We start from the raw sequence: 18117 nt of genomic DNA, 5'->3' as shown, positions 1-18117 counted from the left end.
TCGCCGCAAAATCTATATCGACTCGATCGGATATCAAACCGGTTTTGCGACAAGGCGCCGCCGCGATCAGCCGGGGCTCTGCCAGCCGCCTCCCAGCGCGAGGAACAGCGTGATCGTGGAGTCCGAGAATTGCGCCTGGGCCTGGGCGAGCAATGCCTCGGTGGCCGCGAGGCTGCGTTCCGAATCGAGCACGATCTGGAAGTTCTCGGCGCCGGCACGGTAGCGCAGGCGGGCGATGCGCGCGGCTTCCTCGCCCTGGGCGGTGGCGCGGCGCAGCGTCTCGACCCGGGTGCCCGCCGCGACATAGTTGGCGAGCGCGGTCTCGGTGTCCTGCAGCGCGGTCAGCCAGGTGCCGTCGAAGGTGGCGAGCGCGGCGTCGGCGCCGGCCTCGGCCTGCGCGATCTGCGCCTTGGCGGCGGCGATATTGGGGAAGGTCCAGGAGATCAGCGGCCCGATGCCGAAACGGAAGCCCTTGTTGGAGAACAGGTCGTCCGGCGACAGCGCGGTCGAGCCGATCGAGCCGCCCAGGCTGATGCTCGGATAGAGATCGGCGGTCGCCACGCCGATCCGGGCGGTGGCGGCGGCAAGGCGGCGCTCGGCGGCCCTGACGTCGGCGCGGCGCTTGAGCAGGCCCGCGCCGTCGCCGACCGGGATCGGGCTGGTGACGGTCGGCAGCGTCTCGCAGGCGGCGACGTCGGCGGGGAATTCCGCAGGCGGCTTGCCGGTCATCACCGCGAGGCGGAACAGGGCGCCCTTGCGGGCCGCCTCGAAGCTCGGCACGTCGGCGCGGGTCTGCTCGAGCTGGGCCGAGGCGCGGCTGGTGTCGAGCCCGGTGCCGCGGCCGCCCGCTTCCAGGCGGCGGGTGAGGTCGAACGTCTCTTCCTGCACGCGCAGGCTCTCCTGGGCCACCTTGAGCTGGCGGCCGGCGGCGCAGGCATCGGCATAGGCGCGGATCGTCTCGGCCACGACGGTCACGCGGGTCAGGTCGTAGGTCGCCTGGCTCGCGGCGACGTCGGCGCGGCCGGCCTCGATCGCGCGGGCAATCTTGCCGAACAGATCGATCTGGTAGCTGGCGTCGAGCCCGGCGTCATAAACGTCCAGATCGCTGCCCGGCGCGCTCTGGCCAAACGAGGCGCCCGATTGGCGGGTGCGGGTGTAGCCGCCGCTGAGCGTGGTGCTGGGCAGCCGCTGGGTGCGGGTCTCGCGCAGCACCGCGCGGGCCTGGCGCAGATTGGCCGCGGCGACGCGCAGGTCGGTATTGGCGGCCAGCGCCTCGCCCACCAGCCGGTCGACCACCGGCTGCTCGAACAGGTGCCACCATTCGACCGGCGGCTCCTCGCCCGCGAAGCTCGGCGCGGCGGATTCGGCGAGCGGCGCCTGGGCCGGGGCCTTGGGGGCGGGCGAGTGATAGTTCGGGCCGACCATGCAGCCCGAAAGGGCGAAGGCGGCCGTGAGGGTCAGGCGGCGCTTCATTGCGCTTCTCCCGCGATTGCGACCGGTGCTTCGGGCGGCGGAGTCTCCTCCTGGCCGCGCGGCTTCGGGCTGAACCTGCGCAGCAGCACGTAGAAGACCGGGGTGAAGATCAGGCCGAACACCGTGACGCCGAGCATGCCGAAGGCGACGGCGGTGCCGAGCGACTGGCGCATCTCCTGGCCCGGACCCGAGGCGATGGCGAGCGGGACTACGCCGAAGATGAAGGCGAAGCTGGTCATCAGGATCGGGCGGAGGCGCGAGCGCGCGGCGTGCACCGCGGCGTCGAACCGGTTCATGCCTTCTTCCTCGCCCTGCTTGGCGAACTCGACGATCAGGATCGCGTTCTTCGCGGCGAGCGCGATCAGCACGACCAGGCCGACCTGGGTGAGGATGTTGTTGTCCATGCCGCGCAGATTGACGCCCAGCAGCGCCGCCAGGATGCACATCGGCACGATCAGGATCACCGCCAGCGGCAGGTTGATGCTCTCATATTGCGCCGCGAGCACGAGGAACACGAACACCACCGCGAGGATGAAGATCAGCGCGGAGCTGCTCCCCGCCGCCTTCTGCTGATAGGCGAGGCCCGTCCATTCGAAGGTGTAGCCCGGCGGCAGCGTCTTGGCCGCCATCGTCTCCATCGCCGCGAGCGCGTCGCCCGAGGAGACGCCCGGCGCGGCCTGGCCCTGCAATTCGACCGCGGGCAGCAGGTTGTAGCGCACCACGCGGGCCGAGCCCGAATCGCGCCGGAAGGTCGCGACCGCGGAGACCGGGACCATCTGGCCGCTCGCCGAGCGCACCTGGAGCCGGCCGATATCGGTCAGGTCGTCGCGCGCCGAAGGCTCGGCCTGGGCGGTGACGCGGAAGGTGCGGCCCAGCAGGTTGAAGTCGTTGACATAGGTCGAGCCGATATAGGTCTCGATCGCCGCGAACACCTGGCCGGGATCGACGCCGAGGAGCTGCGCCTTGTCGCGGTCGATATCGGCGCGGATGCGCGGATTGGCGGTGTTGAACAGCGAGAAGACCTGGCTGACCTTATGCTCCTGCATCGCGGCGCCCATCATCGCGCCGGTCGCACCCTCCAGGCCGCGCCAGCCGGCATTGGCCGAGCGATCCTGGATCATCATCACGAAGCCCGAACCGTTGCCCAGGCCCTGCACGGCAGGCGGCGAGATCATGAAGATGTTCGCGCCGTCGATCGCACCCGCCAGCGCGCCGGTCAGCTTGCCGGCAAGGGCAGTGGCGGAGAGCGCGCGGCCGCGTTCGGACCAGTCCTTGAGCTTCAGGAAGATCACGCCCGCGTTCGACGCCTGGCTGAAGCTCGCGCCGTCGAGGCCGGCGAATGCCGCACCGTCGGTCACGCCTTCGGTCTTGCTGGCGATGTCGTAAGCCTTGTCGACCACCGCGCTGGTGCGGTCGAGCGAGGAGCCCGGCGGCAACTGGACGACGCCGATCAGGAAGCCTTGATCCTGCTCCGGGATGAAGCCGGTGGGCGTCGCGGTCAGCCGCCAGCCGGTCAGCGCGAGCAGCCCGGCATAGATCAATATCATGATGAGGCCGAGCCGGATCAGCCGCGCGGTCACCCGGCCATAGCGATCCGAGAGCCATTCGAAGCCCTGGTTGAACTTGTCGGCGCCGACGCGCACCGGCCGCAGCCAGCGCGGCCCGTCATCGACATGGCTCGTGTGATAGGGCTTGAGCAGCAGCGCGGCGAGCGCGGGCGACAGGGTGAGCGACACCAGCAGCGAGATCGCGGAGGCCGCGGCGATCGTCACCGCGAACTGGCGGTAGAAGATGCCGGGAATGCCCGAGACCATCGCCGTCGGCACGAACACCGAGATCAGCACCAGGCCGATCGCGATCAGCGCGCCGGAGACTTCCTTCATCGTGCGGTGCGCGGCCTCGCGCGGGGGGAGCCCCTCGCGGATATGCTTCTCCACCGCCTCGACCACGACGATCGCGTCGTCGACGACGATGCCCACCGCGAGCACGAGCGCGAACAGCGACAGCGAGTTGATCGAGAAGCCGAGCGCGAGCTGCACCGCGAAGGTGCCGACCAGCGCGATCGGGATCGCGACGATCGGGATCACCGCCGCGCGCCACGTCTGGAGGAAGACCATGACGACGATGACGACCAGCACCACCGCCTCGAACAGCGTGTGCTGCACGGCCTCGACCGATGCCGAGACATATTCGGTGGGATTGTAGGGGATCGAATATTTCAGGCCCTGGGGGAAATCCTTGGCCATCGCGTTCATCTCGGTGAGCACGCGCTCGGCCGCGGACAGCGAGTTGGCGCCCGGCTGCTGGACGATCGCGAGCGCGATGCCGCGCTTGCCGCCGAACGAGCCGCGGATCGAATAATCCTGGCTGCCCAGCTCGACGCGGGCGACGTCGCCCAGCCGAGTGATCGAGGCGCCGGTGGGATCGGCCTTCACCGTGATGTTCGAGAATTGCTCGACCGTGGCGAGGCGGCCCTGGACGTCGACCGGAACCTCGAACGAGGGATTGCCCTTGCCCGAGGGCGCCTGGCCCAGCGCGCCGCCGGCGACCTGGACGTTCTGGCCGCGCAGCGCGGCGACGATCTCGGCCGAGGTCAGGTCGCGCGCGGCGGCCTTGTCCGGATCGATCCAGACGCGCATCGAATAATTGCCGCCGCCGAACACCTGCACGGTGCCGACGCCCTCAAGGCGCAGCAGCCGGTCACGGATCGAGGTGTTGGCATAGTTGCCGATATAGTCGGTATCGAGGCTGCCGTCGGGCGAGGTGAGCGCCACGATCATCAGGAAGCCCGATTCCTGCTTGTTCACCGTCACGCCGATCTGGCGGACCTGATCGGGCAGGCGCGGCACGGCCAGGTTGACGCGGTTCTGCACCAGCACCTGGGCGGCATCGAGATCGGTGCCGGGCCGGAAGGTGACGGTGATCGTCGCCTGGCCCTGCGTCGACGAGGAGCTCATGTAGAGCATGCCCTCGACGCCGTTGATCTCCTGCTCCATCGGCGCGGCGACGGTCTCGGCGATGTTCTCGGCCGATGCGCCGGCATAGCTGGCGGTGACCGCGATCGTCGGCGGCGCGATCTCGGGATATTGCGAGAGCGGCAGCAGCGGATAGCAGAACGCGCCGATCAGCGTGATGAAGACCGCGATCACGCCCGCGAAGATCGGGCGCTCGATGAAGAAGCTCGAAATGTTCATGGCGCTGCCTCAGCGGCCGCCGGCGGGGAGCGCGGTGCCTGCGGGCGGTGCCTCGCTGGAAGGCGGCGCGACGGCGGGTGCCTGGCCCTGCTGGATCTTGCCGGGCTGCGGCGTGACCTTCTGGCCTGGCCGCGCGCGCTGGCCGCCGCCGATGATGACGCGATCGTCGCGGGCGATGCCGCTGCGGATCACGCGCAGGTCGCCGCGCAGCGGGCCGGTCTGCACCGGCTTGGCGGTGACGGTATTGTCCTTGCCGACCACGAGCACGACCTGGCGCGCAGCATCGGCCTGCACCGCGGTATCGGGCACGAGCATCGCCGGATAGGGGCGCGACGCCTCCAGCCGGAGCGAGCCGAACATGCCGGGCTTCAGGAAGCCGCCGGGATTGGCGATGATCGCGCGGGCGCGGATCGTGCCGGCGCCGGCATCGAGCGCATTGTCGATGAAATCGAGCTTGCCGCTGTGCAGATAGTCGCTTTCGTCGCTCAGCTTGACGCGGACCGGCGTGCCCGGGCGGACGCCCGAATCGTCACGCTGATATTTGAGCAGCAGCGCCTCCGATCCCTGGAACACGAAGTGCAGCGGATCGACCGAGACGATCGTGGTGAGGATGGTCTGATCGGCGCTCACCGAATTGCCGACATCGACGCGGCGCTCCGAGACGCGGCCGGAAAGCGGCGCATAGACGCTGGTGAAGCCGAGATCGAGCTTGCGCGCGCGGACGTTCGCCTGGGCCGCGGCGACCTGGGCCACGCCCGAACGCAGCGTTGCCTGGCGCGATTCGACTTCCTCCTGGCTGGCGGCGCGCTGGGCGACGAGCGTCTGCGAGCGCGCGAGCTCGGTGCGGGCATTGGCGAGCGCCGCCTCTGCCTGGGCGAGCTGCGCCTGGGCCTGGGCGAGCGCGGCCTGGGCCGGTCGCGGATCGATCGTGAAGAGGAGCTGGCCCGCGTGGACGGTTTCGCCGTCGCGGAAATGGACGCCCTGGAGATAGCCCGAGGCGCGGGGGCGCACTTCGACATTCTGGATCGCCTCGAAGCGGCCGACATATTCGTCCCAATCGACGACGTCCTGCACCAGCGGCGCGGAAACCGTTACCGGCGGCGGGCCGGGCGGCGGGGGCGATTCGCCCGCTCCGCACCCGCCAAGCAGAAGCGCACCAGCCAGAGTCGCGGCGATAACCGTCTGAGCTTTCATCGAAAACATCCGTATGTTCCTGGTCCAGCGGCCGCCGGCATCCTCCCTCGGGAGGCCTCCTCTGACAAGGGAAACCTTACCGCAGGCTGTGGTGGCTAGGCCGGTGTTTCTCCTTTGTCAACGAGCGTGGACATGCTATGCGCTCGATCATTGACCGGCCATGCGCCGATGGTAGGGAGCGGCGATGATCCCACCGACACAAGGCCCGCGCGTGCGCAACGCGGCTGCGACGCGCGCCGCGATGCTCGAATCCGCCCGGCGCCATTTCGCGCGCGAAAGCTACGAGAATGTGGGATTGCGGGAAATCGCCGGCGACGCGGGCGTCGATCCGGCGCTGGTCGGCCGCTATTTCGGCAACAAGGAAAAGCTGTTCAAGGAAGCGCTGCGCGGCGACGACGAGCATATCATGCACGATGTGGCGCGCGGGGATCTCGCCGCGCATTTCGTGACGCTGATCCTCGACGGCAAGGGTGGGGATGCCGTCGATGAGGAAGCCAAGATCGATCAGTTGCTGATGCTGCTGCGATCGGCTTCGTCGCCCAAGGCGTCGCAGATCATCCGCGAGGCGATCGACGAGGACATATTGGAGCCGGTGGCCGCGACCCTGGGCGGCGCGGACGCGGAGCTTCGCGCCAGCCTGTGCCTCGTCGTGCTGATGGGCACCGGCATATTGCGCTCGGCGATGGCGATCGAGCCGCTATCCAGCGTGGATCCGGATCTCCTGCGCGGGCGGCTGATGGCGCTGTTTTCGGCGGCACTCGCCGATTAGGAGCAAAGTACAATATAAACAGCGCCTATCATTGGATCGTTTCGATGCCCTATTGATGGCGTATTCAATGTTAACCAATATTTTCCTGTAATTTCGGTGAATTACGCAACTTAACGTGCGTTCATGCGTAATGCGTTCTCTGGTAACAGTTGAAGGGGGAGGCATGTGCGCTCAGCTTCACGACTGGTCCCAGTTGGGCGACGACCACGCGACGAACCCGATTGTCGGGGAGCGGCGAAAAAGCCAACGACACATCACGGTTCTGCAAGTCGCCAAGCTGGTGACCGATCATTGCGAAGAACTGTGCATCGTCCGGGACATCTCCGGCGGTGGCCTGAAGGCCGAGTTCTATTGCCCGATGGAAGTCGGCGAGACGGTGGAAATCCAGTTCAAGAGCGGGCAGAAAGTGCGCGGCCATGTCGTCTGGGTCGAGGATCGGCAGGCGGGCATCGAGTTCGAGCAGCCGGTCGAGACCGAGCTGCTGCTGGTGCGGCGCGACCATGATCCCGAGGGACATCCGATCCGCGCGCCGCGGCTCAAGGTGGATATGCCCGGCATGCTGCGGGTGCATGGCGAGCAGGTCTGCGTCCGGGTCAGCGACATCTCGCAGGACGGGTGCAGGCTACGCAGCGACCTGATGCTCAAGCCCGGCACCGGATGCGAGATATCGCTGCCGGGGCTCGGCTATCGCCTCGCCTCGATCCGCTGGTTCCGCGACAATGAGGCGGGCGTGCGGCTCGACGAGCGGCTGAGCTACCAGGATTTCGCGCTCTGGCGCCATCGGCTGATAAGCGGCGGGATCTGAGCGGGGTGCCAGGCGGGGGAAACCCGGCTATGGCGGCCGTCGAACCATCATCGAACGGCCGAGCCTCAGGATGACCCATGCGATTGCCCGGATCGGGCGCGACAAATATGCGACTTCCATCGATTTCGGCGCGCGCGGGCTGACCGCGGACGAGCCGCCTTCGCGCGGCGGCGGCGATGCCGGGCCGGCGCCCTATGAGTTGCTGCTCGCCAGCCTGGGCGCCTGCACGGCGATCACGCTGCGCATGTATGCCGATCGCAAGCAATGGCCGCTCGAATCGATCGAGGTCCAGCTCAGGCTCCACGGCCAGGGCGAGACGTTGCGCATCGAGCGGGTGCTTGCGCCGGTGGGCCTCGATGCCGAGCAGGGGGCCCGGCTGGCCGAGATCGCCGAGCGGACTCCGGTCACGCTGACGCTCAAGAACGGCGTGCCGATTGATACGCGGCTCGGCTAGGCCCATAAGCGCCTGAACACAGACAAGATCAGCACGAGGGCCGCATGTTGAGCGCAAACACCGCAATGGACGATTCGGCGACGCTGCTCGTCGTCGACGACGATCGCGACATCCGCCTGTTGCTCGCGAATAGCCTGGGCGCGCGGGGATATCGTGTCGAGACCGCGTCCAGCGCGCGCGACATGGACCAGATCATGGCGCGCACGCCGATCGACCTGGTGATCCTGGACATCATGATGCCGGGCGAGGACGGGCTTTCGGCCTGCCGCCGCATCGCGCGCCAGGACGGGCCGGAAGTGGTGCTGCTGAGCGCGCTGGGCGAGGAGCAGGACCGCATCCTGGGGCTCGAAGTGGGCGCGAGCCATTATCTGCCCAAGCCGTGCAGCCCGCGCGAGATCCTCGCGACGGTGCGCGCGGCGCTGCGCAAGCGCGGCGCGATCGCGGCGCCGGTGGGCGATGTCTATGCCTTCGAAGGCTGGCGGATCGACCTGGGCAGCCATGAGCTGTTCGATCCCAACGGCGTGCTGGTGGGGCTGACCGACGGCGAGTTCGCAGTGCTGCGCGTGTTCATCGAGCGGCCGCGCCGCGTGCTTTCGCGCGAGGCGCTGCTGGCGGCGGCGCGCGGCCCGGATTCGGACGCCTATGATCGCGCGATCGACGTGCAGGTGAGCCGCCTGCGCCGCAAGCTGCGCTCGGGCGGCGACGAGATCATCCGCACCGTCCGCAACGAAGGCTATCTGTTCGTGCCGCGAGTCGTGCGCGCATGACGCGAGACGGGGGCGCGGCACGTTCGCCGCTGTTCCTGCGCATCTTCCTGCTGATGCTGATCTGCGTCGCGGTGACGCAGCTCCTCAACCTGCTGCTGCTCGTCGCGATCCAGGAGCCGACCGCCAAGCTCTATACCGTGGGGCAGGTCGCCGGCGCCTTGCAGCAGCATCCCGACGACGGCGGCGAGGCGTTCGAGGTGTCGCACGTCGCCAGCGTGACGCCCGCGCCGTGGAATCCGCGCAGCGAGCGTACCCAGATGGCGCTGGCGATGCTGCTGGGTGTGCCGCCCGAGGCCATCGATGTCCGTTTCCCGCTGCCGCTGCTGATGCGCGAGCAGATGTACGATCGGTCGAGCGTGCCGCGTACCGTGCCGCCCGCCAGCCACGCCGCCGCGCGCGACCTTCCCATTGTCGGCGATTTCACTGCTTCGATCCGCCAGCCCGACGGGCGCTGGCTCCGGATCGAGCCGGTGCACGGCTTCGAGCCGTGGCGCTGGTTCGTGCTCATCTGGCTTGTTCTGTCGGCGATCGCGGTGGTGCCCTTCGCCTGGGCGCTGGCGCATCGGCTCGCCAAGCCGATCGGCGCCTTCGCGCAGGCGGCCGAGCGGCTGGGCCGCGATCCCCGCGCGCCGCCGCTCGAGCTCCAGGGGCCGGCCGAGATCGCCGAGGCCGCGCATGCGTTCAACCAGATGCAGGCGCGGCTCAATCGCTATGTCGACGATCGCGCGATCGTGATCGCGGCGATCGCGCATGATCTGCGCACGCCGCTGATGCGCCTGGGGCTGCGGCTCGAACAGGCGCCGCCGGCGCTGCGGACGGCATGCGAGAACGACCTGCGCGAGATGCAGGCGATGATCTCGGCGGCGATGACCTATGTCCGCGACACCAGCAAGCCGGGGGTGCGCCGGCCGCTCGACCTGCGCTCGCTCGCCGAGACGGTGGTCGACGACCTGAGCGACCGCGGCCAGGCGGTGGTGCTCGATACCGGCGAGCCGGTGGTGCTCGACGGCAATCCGGTCGCGCTCAAGTCGATGCTCAGCAACCTTGTCTGCAACGCGGTCAAATATGCGGGGAGCGCCGAAGTCTCGCTCGGCCGGATCGACGGGCATGTCGTGATCGAAGTGCGCGACCAGGGCCCGGGCATTCCGTCCGAGGATCTGGAGCGGGTGTTCGAGCCCTTTTTCCGTGGCGAGCGCTCGCGCAACCGCGATACCGGCGGGATCGGGCTGGGCCTGGCCAGCGCCCGCGCCACGGCGCGCGCGCATGGCGGCGACGTGACGCTCGAAAATCGCGACGATGCCGGATTGCTGGCCCGGGTGACGCTGCCCGTCTGAGTTTCGCTGGCCTGCGGGCGGCTTTGCTGGTAGCGCTATCAACAACGCGGCGGAGACACGTCGGTAGAGCTAGAGGAGCCGGAATATGGGGACTCGTCGAGAGGTGCTGGGCGGAATAGGCGCGGGGCTGGTGGCCGGCGCGATCGGACCCGCCGCCTGGGCCCAGGACAAAAGGATGCCGGGCAAGCGCAAGCTGGGCTATGCGATCGTCGGCCTGGGCTATTACGCCACCGCCCAGATCATGCCGCGGATCAAGGACTGCGAGTTCGCCGAGCTGCGCGCGCTGGTAAGCGGCACGCCGGAGAAGCTGGAGCGCTACGGCGCGCAGTACGGCATTCCGAAGACGCACTGGTATAATTACCAGAATTACGACAGCATCCGCGACAATCCTGACATCGACATCGTCTATGTCGTGCTGCCCAACAGCATGCATGCCGAATATTCGATCCGCGCGAGCAAGGCGGGCAAGCATGTGCTGTGCGAGAAGCCGATGGCGATCTCCCCGGCCGAATGCGAGGCGATGATCGCGGCCGCCAAACAGGCCGGCAAGAAGCTGATGATCGGCTATCGCTGCCATTTCGAGCAGCATAATCTCCATGTGATCCAGCTGGTGAAATCGGGGCTGATCGGCACGCCCAGGGTCATCACGTCCGAGAGCGGCTTCTATGCGCAGCCGGGCATCTGGCGGCTCGACAAGCCGATGTCGGGCGGCGGATCGATGATGGATATCGGCATCTACAGCCTGAACGCCGCGCGCTATCTCTCCGGCGAGGAGCCGATCGAAGTGAGCGCGATGGAATCGACCGACCGCAGCGATCCGCGCTTCAAGACCGTGGAGGACCAGATCGATTTCCAGCTCCGCTTCCCCTCGGGCGTGATCGCGAACTGCATCTCCAGCTACTCCACCGGCCATAATGCCTCGCGCGTGACGGGCACCAAGGGCTGGGTGGGGATGGAGCCGGCCACGCCCTATGAAGGGCATCAGATCTGGCAGCGCATCGCCGGCAAGACCGAGCAGATCATGCTGCCGCCGCCGGCCAAGACCCAGTTCGTGGGGCAGCTCGATCATCTCGCCGAATGCGTGATGACCGGGCGCGAGCCGATCGTATCGGGCGAGGAAGGGCTGCGCGACATGCGGCTGATCGAGGCGATCTACAAATCGGCGCGCGAGGGCCGTGCGATCAAGCTGACCGCATGAGGCGGCGCGATGTGGTGAAGGCGGGCGCGCTGCTGGCGGCGTCCGCCTGGGCGCCGGTTGCGGTGGCGGCGCAGGGCAGCGATCATGGCGCCCGGATCAAGGCGCTGATCGGCCGGATGACGCTGGCGGAGAAGCTGGGCCAGATGACCCAGATCCCCGGCGGGCGGCAGAAATCGCTCAATTCCCGGCTCGATGCGGCGATGCTCGATCGGGTGCGCAAGGGCGAGATGGGTTCGTTCCTGCACGTCGCCGGGGCCGAGCCGCTGCGCGAATTGCAGCGCGTCGCGGTCGAGGAATCGCGGCTGAAGATCCCGCTGCTCTTCGCGATGGACGTGATCCACGGCTATCGCACGATCCTGCCCGTGCCGCTGGCGCTGGCGGCGAGCTGGGATCCGGCGGTGGCCGAGGCGGCGGCGCGGCTGGCAGCGGAGGAAGCCTGGGCGGCGGGGCTGCACTGGACCTTCACGCCGATGGTCGACATCGCCCGCGATCCGCGCTGGGGCCGGGTGGTCGAGGGCGCGGGCGAAGACCCCTATCTCGGCGCGCGCATGGCCGAGGCGCAGGTGCAGGGCTTCCAGGGCGCCGATCTGGCGAAGGGCATGCGCCTGATGGCCTGCGCGAAGCATTTCGTCGGCTATGGCGCCGCTATTGGCGGGCGCGATTATGACAGCGCTGACATGAGCACGCGGACGCTCAACGAAGTCTATCTGCCGCCCTTCCACGCGGCGGCGCGGGCGGGCGCGGCGAGCTTCATGACCGCGTTCAACGATCTGGGCGGCGTGCCGATGACCGCGAACGCGCCGCTGGTGCGCGGAACGCTGCGGGAGGATTGGGACTATCAGGGGCTGATCGTCAGCGACTGGAACGCGATAAAGGAACTCATCAACCACGGCGTGGCGGCGACATCCGCCGAAGCTGCCGCGCTGGCGCTGCGCGCGGGCGTGGACATGGACATGGCGAGCGCCACCTATTCCGAGCATCTGGGCGAAGCGGTGGCGGCCGATGCGACGCTGCTGCCGCTGGTCGACCAGGCGGTGGGGCGGATCCTTGCGGCCAAGGCGCGGCTGGGGCTGTTCGACGATCCCTATGGCTTTGGCGATTCCGCACGCGAGAAGGCGCCGCTGAACCGGCCGGCGGCGCGCTACCTGGCGCGGCGATCGATCGTGCTGCTCCGGAACGAAGGCGGGCTGCTGCCGCTCAAGCCGGGGGCGAAGGTGGCGCTGATCGGCGCGCTGGCGGACGATGCCTCCTCTACGCTCGGTTCGTGGCGCGCGCGGGGGCAGGCGGAGGACGGCGTCACGCTGCGCGCCGCGCTGGGTAATGCGGTGGAATATCAGCCCGGCGTGAAGCCGCGCGGCAGCGATGGATCGGGCATCCCAGCCGCCATCGCCGCCGCGAAGCGCGCGGACGTGGTGCTGCTCGCGATCGGCGAGGATTATGACTTCACCGGCGAGGCGCGGAGCTATGCCGAGATCGGCCTTCCGGGGCTCCAGATCGCGCTGGTCGAGGCGCTGAAGGCGACCGGCAAGCCGATCGTCGCGATCCTGATGGGCGGGCGGCCGCTCGCGCTGGAGAAGGCGCTGACCGGCATCCCGGCGGTGCTCCAGACCTGGCTGCTGGGCGTGGAGAGCGGCCCGGCGATTGCCGACGTCTTGACCGGCAAGGTCTCGCCCGGCGGACGGCTGCCGATCGGGATGCCGCGCGTCACCGGCCAGTCGCCGATCCCCTATGCCCATGCCCCGACCGGGCGCCCGGCCAATCCGGACCTGAGCATCGACAGCGCGCGCTACCGCGACGTCGATATCGGGCCGCTGTTCGCGTTCGGGCATGGGCTCGGCTATTCCGAAGTGACCTATGGCGACTTGTCGCTGAGCGCGGCGGAGATTGCCGCCACCGGCGCGCTGACCGCGACGGTCGCGGTCACCAACACCGGCAAGACGGCGGTGGATGAGGTCGTCCAGCTTTACGCCAACGATCCCGTCGCATCGGTATCGCGGCCGGATCGCGAGCTTCGCGGGTTCGTGCGGGTAACGCTCAAGCCCGGCGAGACGCGCACGGTGCGCTTCACGCTCGCCGCTGCCCAGTTCGGCATCTGGCAGCCGGGCAAATGGGTGGTCGAGCCGGGCGAGATCAAGCTGATGGCGGGTGCCTCTTCGGCGGATATCCGCAGCGAGGCGAGCTTCCGGATCACCGGCAGCGCGACGGGCGACGTGCCGGCGACCTCGCTCGCGACCGGCGTGAAGCTCGGCTGATGGCCGAGCCCTGGCATACGCTGCTGCTCGTCGCGGCGAGCATTGCGGCGGTGATCCTGCTGGTGCTCAAGCTCAAGCTCCAGCCCTTCGTCGCGCTGTTGCTGGTGGCGCTGGTGACGGGCCTTGCGTTCGGCGGCGACCCGCAGGCGGTGATCGGTGCGATCCGCAAGGGCACGGGCGAGGCGCTGGGCTTCGTCGCGGTGGTGATCGGGCTGGGCGCGGTGCTGGGCGGGCTGCTGGAGGCGTCGGGCGGCGTCAATGCCATTGCGCACCGGCTGCTCGATGTGTTCGGGGAGAAGCGTATCCCCTGGGCGCTCACCGCGATCGGCATTGTCGTGGGCGTGCCGCTGTTCTTCGACGTTGCCTTCATCATCCTCGCGCCTTTGCTCACCACGCTTGCGATCCGATCCGAGCGGCGGGTGACCTATTTCGCCTTGCCGCTGCTCGCCGGGCTGATGACGATGCATGCGCTGCTGCCGCCGCATCCCGGGCCGGTTGCGGTCGCCGAACTGCTCCACACCGATTACGGGCGGATGGCGTTCTATGGCCTGATCTGCGGCATTCCCTCCGCGATCCTGGCGGGGCCGGTCTTCGCGACGCTGGCGCATGGCGCGCCGGGGTTCGGCACGCTCGGCCCGCCGCCGATGCTCGACGAGGGCGCGCCGCAGACGCGCCCGATCGGCTTCTGGCCCGCCTTGCTCGCGATGCTGTTTCCGCTTGCGCTGATCCTGATCGCGGCGGTGGCGGGGCAGGCGATGGCGGCGGGGCCGGCGAAGACATTGCTGCTGTTCCTCGGGCATCCCTTTACCGCGCTGATGCTTGCGGCGCTTTCGGTCACGGCGTGGCTGCGGATCGTCGAGAATGCGCCGTTCGCCACGCTTTCGAAGATCATGACCCGCGCGCTCGAACCCGCCGGGTTGATGGTGCTCATCATCGGTGCGGGTGCGGCGTACAAGGAAGTGCTGATCGAATCGGGTGCCGGCACCCAGATCACCCATGCGGTGAGCGCGGCGCAGGTATCGGTGCCGGTCTTCGCCTTCCTGCTCTCGGCGTTCGTGCGGGTGGCGCAGGGATCGGCGACGGTGGCGATGGTCACGGCCGCGGGGCTCGCCGCGCCGCTCATCACCGCCGCGGCGCTCAGCCCCAATCGCATCGCGCTGGTGACGGTGGCGATCGGCGCGGGGGCGACGGTGGCGAGCCATGTCAACGACACCGGCTTCTGGCTGGTGAAGCAATATCTCGGGCTGACGGAGGCGCAGACCTTCCGGAGCTGGACGATCGGCGCGACGATCGCGGGGCTTTCCAGCTTCGCGATGGCGCTGCTGCTCTGGCCCTTTGCATGACGGAGAACAGGATGATCGAGACGACGCGCCGCACCGTGCTGGCCGGCATGGCCGCATTGCCCTTCGTGCCTGCCCTGGCGCGCGCCGACACGGTGGGCGGCATCACGCAGCTTGATCCCGAGCTCGACACGATCCTCGACGCGAACGCGCCGATCGAAGTGATCGCCGACGGCATCCAATGGGCCGAGGGGCCGGTTTGGGTGAAAGAGGGCGGCTATCTGCTCTTCTCCGATCCGCCGGCGAACATCGCCTGGCGCTGGAAGGAAGGCGAAGGGAAGAGCGTGTTCCTCAAGCCCTCGGGCCTGGCCGGGCCGGTCCCCAAGGCGATTCGCGAGGCTGGCTCCAACGGCATGGTGATGGACGCGCAGGGCAGGCTGGTGATGGCCGACAGCGGCACGCGCGCTATCGCCCGGGTGGACCTGGCGACGAAGAAGAAGACAATCCTCGCCGATCGCTATCGGGGCCAGCGCTTCAACAGTTGCAACGACCTGGTGATCGCGAAGTCCGGCGCGATCTATTTCACCGATCCGCCTTATGGGTTGGCCGAGGGCGATGCCTCGCCGCTCAAGGAGCTGAAGTTCAACGGCGTCTACCGGCTGGGCACCGACGGCAAGGTGGCGCTGCTCGATCCCGGCCAGACGCGCCCCAACGGCATCGGCCTCTCGCCCGACCAGAAGACGCTCTACGTCTCGGTCTCCGACGACAAGGCGCCGTATATCCACGCCTATCCGCTGGGCGAGGATGGGCTGCCGCGCGGCTCGCGCGTGTTCGCGGATTTTCGCGACGGCGTCGCCAAGGGGCTGCCGGGCCTGCCCGACGGGATGAAGGTGGGGGCGAGCGGGCATCTGTTCGCCAGCGGTCCCGGCGGCATCCATGTCCTTGCGCCCGATGGCCGGCGGCTCGGGCTGATCTCCACCGGCAAGGCGGCCGCCAATTCGGCGTTCGGCGAGGACGGGCGGACGCTGTTCATCACCACCAGCGACAAGGTGGTGCGCGTGCGGCTGAGGATTTCGGGTTGGTAAGGGGCTTTTGATAAGCATTATCATTCGTTGTCCCCGCGCAGGCGGCTTGCTAGCTGTTGCGATTGACTTGCATTAGAATTTGAGCGCTGCTAGCCGGCGCGCGACAGACCCGCGGGCATGGTGCCGAGCGGGCGGGGGGAACACCATGTCGCGCCGCATTCATCTTTCGCTGCCCTTGTTGGCGCTCGCCGCCACCCTGCCGGGCATGGCCTTCGCCCAGGATTCGGACAAGCAGGAGACGAGCGATGCGAGCGACGAGATCGTCGTCACCGCCGCGCGCACGATCCTGCCGCCCAACGCGCTGCCGCTGACGATCGACGTGATCGACAAGGCGACGCTCGACCAGCAGATGGCGATCTCGGGCTCGGTGACCGATGCGGTGGCGAACCTCACCCCGTCCTTCTCGCCCACCCGCCAGAAGCTGTCCGGCGCCGGCGAGAGCCTGCGCGGCCGTTCGCCGCTCTATGCGATCAACGGCATCCCGCAATCGACCCCGCTGCGCGACGGCAGCCGCGACGGCTTCACGATCGACGGCTTCTTCGTCGACCGGGTCGAGCTGATCTACGGCTCGAACGCGCTCCAGGGGGTCGGCGGCACCGGCGGCATCGTCAACCAGGTGACGGTCGGCGCGCCCAAGCAGGAGGGCATCAGCGGCCGCGCGCTGGTCCAGGGCAGCGCGGACAACGACTTCAGCAAGGACGGCATGGGCGGCAAGGTCGCCGGACTGTTCCAGTACAAGGCGGGCCGTTTCGATGCGACGATCGGCGCCGCCTATGAGAAGCGCGGCGTCTTCTACGACGGCGACGGGCGCCGCATCGGCCTCAACCTCACCCAGGGCGAGAGCCAGGATTCGAAGACGCTCTCGCTGTTCGCGCGGCTGGGCTACCAGGTCGGCGAGACCGGACGGATCGACCTGATCGCCAGCCGCTTCGAGCTGAAGGGCGACGGCGATTATGTCGCGATCCCTGGCAATCGCCTGACCGGCCTGCCGACCAGCGCGGTGCGCGGCGACCCGCCGGGCATCCCCGCCGCCAACCGCACCGAGAGCGTCGCGCTTTCCTATACCGACACGTCGCTGTGGGGCGGCAATTTCGTCAGCCAGCTGTTCTTCAACCGCAGCCGCGACACGTTCGGCGGCGAGATCGCGCCGATCGCGACGTTCCAGGATCCGCAGATCGATCCGACGCTGAACCTGTTCGATCAGTCGCAGAACCGTTCGCGCAAGATCGGCGGCAAGATCAGCTATGAGCGCGCGATCCCCGGCTTCGAGGCGCTGACCGCGACGGTCGGCTTCGACGTGCTGACCGATTCGACCCAGCAGCGGCTGATCGCCACCGATCGCGTCTGGGTGCCGCCCAGCGACTTCCGCAGCTATGCGCCCTTCGCCCAGGCGAACCTCGCGCTGTTCGACAAGAAGCTGCGTCTCGCCGGCGGCGTCCGCTACGAGAATGTCCAGATCAAGATCGACGACTATACGACGCTGGCCTCGGCCGGGCGCACCTTCGTCTCGGGCGGCAAGCCGACCTTCAAGGATGCGCTGCTCAACGGCGGCGTGATCCTGGAGCCGGTGCCCGGCATCCGCGCCTATGCGAGCTATGCCGAAGGCTATACAGTGCCCGACATCGGCCGCATCACCCGCGCGATCAACAAGCCCAATGTCGATCTCGACAATTATCTCGATATCGCCCCGATCGTCTCGAACAACCGCGAGATCGGCGTCGAGGTGAAGCGCGGGCCGCTCGATGCCTCGGCCACTTATTTCTGGTCGTCGAGCGACAAGGGGCAGCTCCTGATCGCCAATCCCGGCGGCATCTTCGACGTCCAGCGGCTGCGCACCGAGATCCAGGGGCTGGAGCTCAATCTGGGCGTGCGCCTGCCGGTGGACGGCCTGCGCGTGTCGGCGGGCTATGCGCATCTCGACGGACGCTATGACAGCGACACCGTGCCGGACGGCAAGGTCGATACCGATCTCGACGGCACCAACATCTCGCCCGATCGCCTCAACCTGGCGGCGGATTATTCCAAGGGACCGTTCTCGGCGCGCATCCAGACGCAATTCTATCTGTCGCGCAGCTTCCAGGGGAGGGTCCGCGACCCGCGCAACGATTTCGGCGGCTACACGCTCACCGACGCCTATCTGCGCTACCAGACCAAATTCGGCGGGCTGACGCTCAGCGCCTCCAACCTCTTCGACAAGCAATATATCGATTACAGCAGCGACACCCGGCTGCCGACGGATAACCTCAGCTATTTCGCGGGGCGCGGCCGCTCGTTCACCCTGGGCTGGGACTATCGTTTCTGATGGATCGGCG

13 protein-coding genes are annotated in these 18117 nt (G+C 68.2%); 10 read left to right on the top strand and 3 right to left on the bottom strand.

Annotated features, from left to right (window positions below; genetic code table 11):
- Window positions 1-66: 66 nt before the first annotated feature.
- Genes HB724_RS11780 through HB724_RS11770 form a run of 3 tightly spaced genes read right to left on the bottom strand, consistent with a single transcriptional unit; the run spans window position 67 to window position 5861 of the window.
- Window positions 67-1473, bottom strand: a complete 1407-nt coding sequence (locus HB724_RS11780) for an efflux transporter outer membrane subunit (RefSeq protein WP_213981135.1) — start codon at window positions 1471-1473, stop codon at window positions 67-69.
- Window positions 1470-4667 carry a multidrug efflux RND transporter permease subunit gene (locus HB724_RS11775; RefSeq protein ID WP_213981134.1) on the bottom strand — a complete coding sequence of 1066 codons (3198 nt, stop codon included), beginning with the start codon at window positions 4665-4667 and terminating at the stop codon, window positions 1470-1472. Before HB724_RS11775 ends, HB724_RS11780 begins: the two co-directional genes overlap by 4 nt.
- Window positions 4668-4676: 9 nt before the next feature.
- Complete coding sequence (locus HB724_RS11770; RefSeq protein WP_256731473.1) at window positions 4677-5861, bottom strand: efflux RND transporter periplasmic adaptor subunit; 1185 nt, start codon at window positions 5859-5861, stop codon at window positions 4677-4679.
- Between the two features lie 184 nt (window positions 5862-6045).
- Here HB724_RS11770 and HB724_RS11765 point away from each other — a divergent pair, with 184 nt between their 5' ends.
- The 10 genes from HB724_RS11765 to HB724_RS11720 all read left to right on the top strand — a co-directional run bounded on the left by HB724_RS11765 (window position 6046) and on the right by HB724_RS11720 (window position 18107).
- Window positions 6046-6630 (top strand): TetR/AcrR family transcriptional regulator, encoded by a 585-nt coding sequence (locus tag HB724_RS11765; protein ID WP_213981132.1) that lies wholly within the window; start codon window positions 6046-6048, stop codon window positions 6628-6630.
- Between the two features lie 163 nt (window positions 6631-6793).
- On the top strand, window positions 6794-7435 hold the full coding sequence (locus HB724_RS11760; RefSeq protein WP_213981131.1) for a PilZ domain-containing protein: 642 nt from the start codon (window positions 6794-6796) through the stop codon (window positions 7433-7435).
- Window positions 7436-7505: 70 nt separating this feature from the next.
- A complete protein-coding gene (locus tag HB724_RS11755) occupies window positions 7506-7889 on the top strand; it encodes an OsmC family protein (RefSeq protein ID WP_213981130.1) in 384 nt (127 codons plus the stop codon).
- A gap of 44 nt (window positions 7890-7933) precedes the next feature.
- The gene (locus HB724_RS11750; protein WP_213981129.1) at window positions 7934-8656 is read left to right on the top strand and encodes a response regulator; all 723 of its coding nucleotides are present in this window, start codon (window positions 7934-7936) and stop codon (window positions 8654-8656) included.
- Window positions 8653-9990, top strand: a complete 1338-nt coding sequence (locus HB724_RS11745; protein ID WP_213981128.1) for an ATP-binding protein — start codon at window positions 8653-8655, stop codon at window positions 9988-9990. The genes HB724_RS11750 and HB724_RS11745 overlap by 4 nt, the downstream gene beginning before the upstream one ends.
- A gap of 85 nt (window positions 9991-10075) precedes the next feature.
- Window positions 10076-11188, top strand: coding sequence for a Gfo/Idh/MocA family oxidoreductase (locus HB724_RS11740; RefSeq protein WP_213981127.1), 1113 nt, complete (start codon window positions 10076-10078; stop codon window positions 11186-11188).
- Window positions 11185-13440: a glycoside hydrolase family 3 N-terminal domain-containing protein gene (locus HB724_RS11735; protein WP_213981126.1), complete on the top strand. Its 2256-nt coding sequence runs from the start codon at window positions 11185-11187 to the stop codon at window positions 13438-13440. The genes HB724_RS11740 and HB724_RS11735 overlap by 4 nt, the downstream gene beginning before the upstream one ends.
- Window positions 13440-14783 (top strand): gluconate:H+ symporter, encoded by a 1344-nt coding sequence (locus HB724_RS11730; RefSeq protein ID WP_213981125.1) that lies wholly within the window; start codon window positions 13440-13442, stop codon window positions 14781-14783. The genes HB724_RS11735 and HB724_RS11730 overlap by 1 nt, the downstream gene beginning before the upstream one ends.
- Window positions 14784-14794: 11 nt before the next feature.
- Complete coding sequence (locus HB724_RS11725) at window positions 14795-15805, top strand: SMP-30/gluconolactonase/LRE family protein (RefSeq protein WP_213981124.1); 1011 nt, start codon at window positions 14795-14797, stop codon at window positions 15803-15805.
- 205 nt (window positions 15806-16010) lie between these two features.
- On the top strand, window positions 16011-18107 hold the full coding sequence (locus HB724_RS11720) for a TonB-dependent receptor (protein WP_256731476.1): 2097 nt from the start codon (window positions 16011-16013) through the stop codon (window positions 18105-18107).
- Window positions 18108-18117 lie beyond the last annotated feature (10 nt).

It is taken from the genome of Sphingomonas sp. dw_22, from assembly GCF_018449795.1.
In the GTDB taxonomy this organism is placed as follows: Bacteria; Pseudomonadota; Alphaproteobacteria; order Sphingomonadales; family Sphingomonadaceae; genus Sphingomonas.
This window is presented reverse-complemented; position numbering and strand designations above follow the sequence as displayed.

Excerpts from the sequence above, each read along its gene's own strand:
- HB724_RS11770 (WP_256731473.1), bottom strand. The coding sequence starts at position 5,861 with ATGAAAGCTCAGACGGTTATCGCCGCGACTCTGGCTGGTGCGCTTCTG.
- HB724_RS11745 (WP_213981128.1), top strand. The coding sequence starts at position 8,653 with ATGACGCGAGACGGGGGCGCGGCACGTTCGCCGCTGTTCCTGCGCATC.
- HB724_RS11760 (WP_213981131.1), top strand. The coding sequence starts at position 6,794 with ATGTGCGCTCAGCTTCACGACTGGTCCCAGTTGGGCGACGACCACGCG.
- HB724_RS11775 (WP_213981134.1), bottom strand. The coding sequence starts at position 4,667 with ATGAACATTTCGAGCTTCTTCATCGAGCGCCCGATCTTCGCGGGCGTG.
- HB724_RS11780 (WP_213981135.1), bottom strand. The coding sequence starts at position 1,473 with ATGAAGCGCCGCCTGACCCTCACGGCCGCCTTCGCCCTTTCGGGCTGC.
- HB724_RS11720 (WP_256731476.1), top strand. The coding sequence starts at position 16,011 with ATGGCCTTCGCCCAGGATTCGGACAAGCAGGAGACGAGCGATGCGAGC.
- HB724_RS11750 (WP_213981129.1), top strand. The coding sequence starts at position 7,934 with ATGTTGAGCGCAAACACCGCAATGGACGATTCGGCGACGCTGCTCGTC.
- HB724_RS11755 (WP_213981130.1), top strand. The coding sequence starts at position 7,506 with ATGACCCATGCGATTGCCCGGATCGGGCGCGACAAATATGCGACTTCC.
- HB724_RS11735 (WP_213981126.1), top strand. The coding sequence starts at position 11,185 with ATGAGGCGGCGCGATGTGGTGAAGGCGGGCGCGCTGCTGGCGGCGTCC.
- HB724_RS11725 (WP_213981124.1), top strand. The coding sequence starts at position 14,795 with ATGATCGAGACGACGCGCCGCACCGTGCTGGCCGGCATGGCCGCATTG.
- HB724_RS11765 (WP_213981132.1), top strand. The coding sequence starts at position 6,046 with ATGATCCCACCGACACAAGGCCCGCGCGTGCGCAACGCGGCTGCGACG.
- HB724_RS11740 (WP_213981127.1), top strand. The coding sequence starts at position 10,076 with ATGGGGACTCGTCGAGAGGTGCTGGGCGGAATAGGCGCGGGGCTGGTG.
- HB724_RS11730 (WP_213981125.1), top strand. The coding sequence starts at position 13,440 with ATGGCCGAGCCCTGGCATACGCTGCTGCTCGTCGCGGCGAGCATTGCG.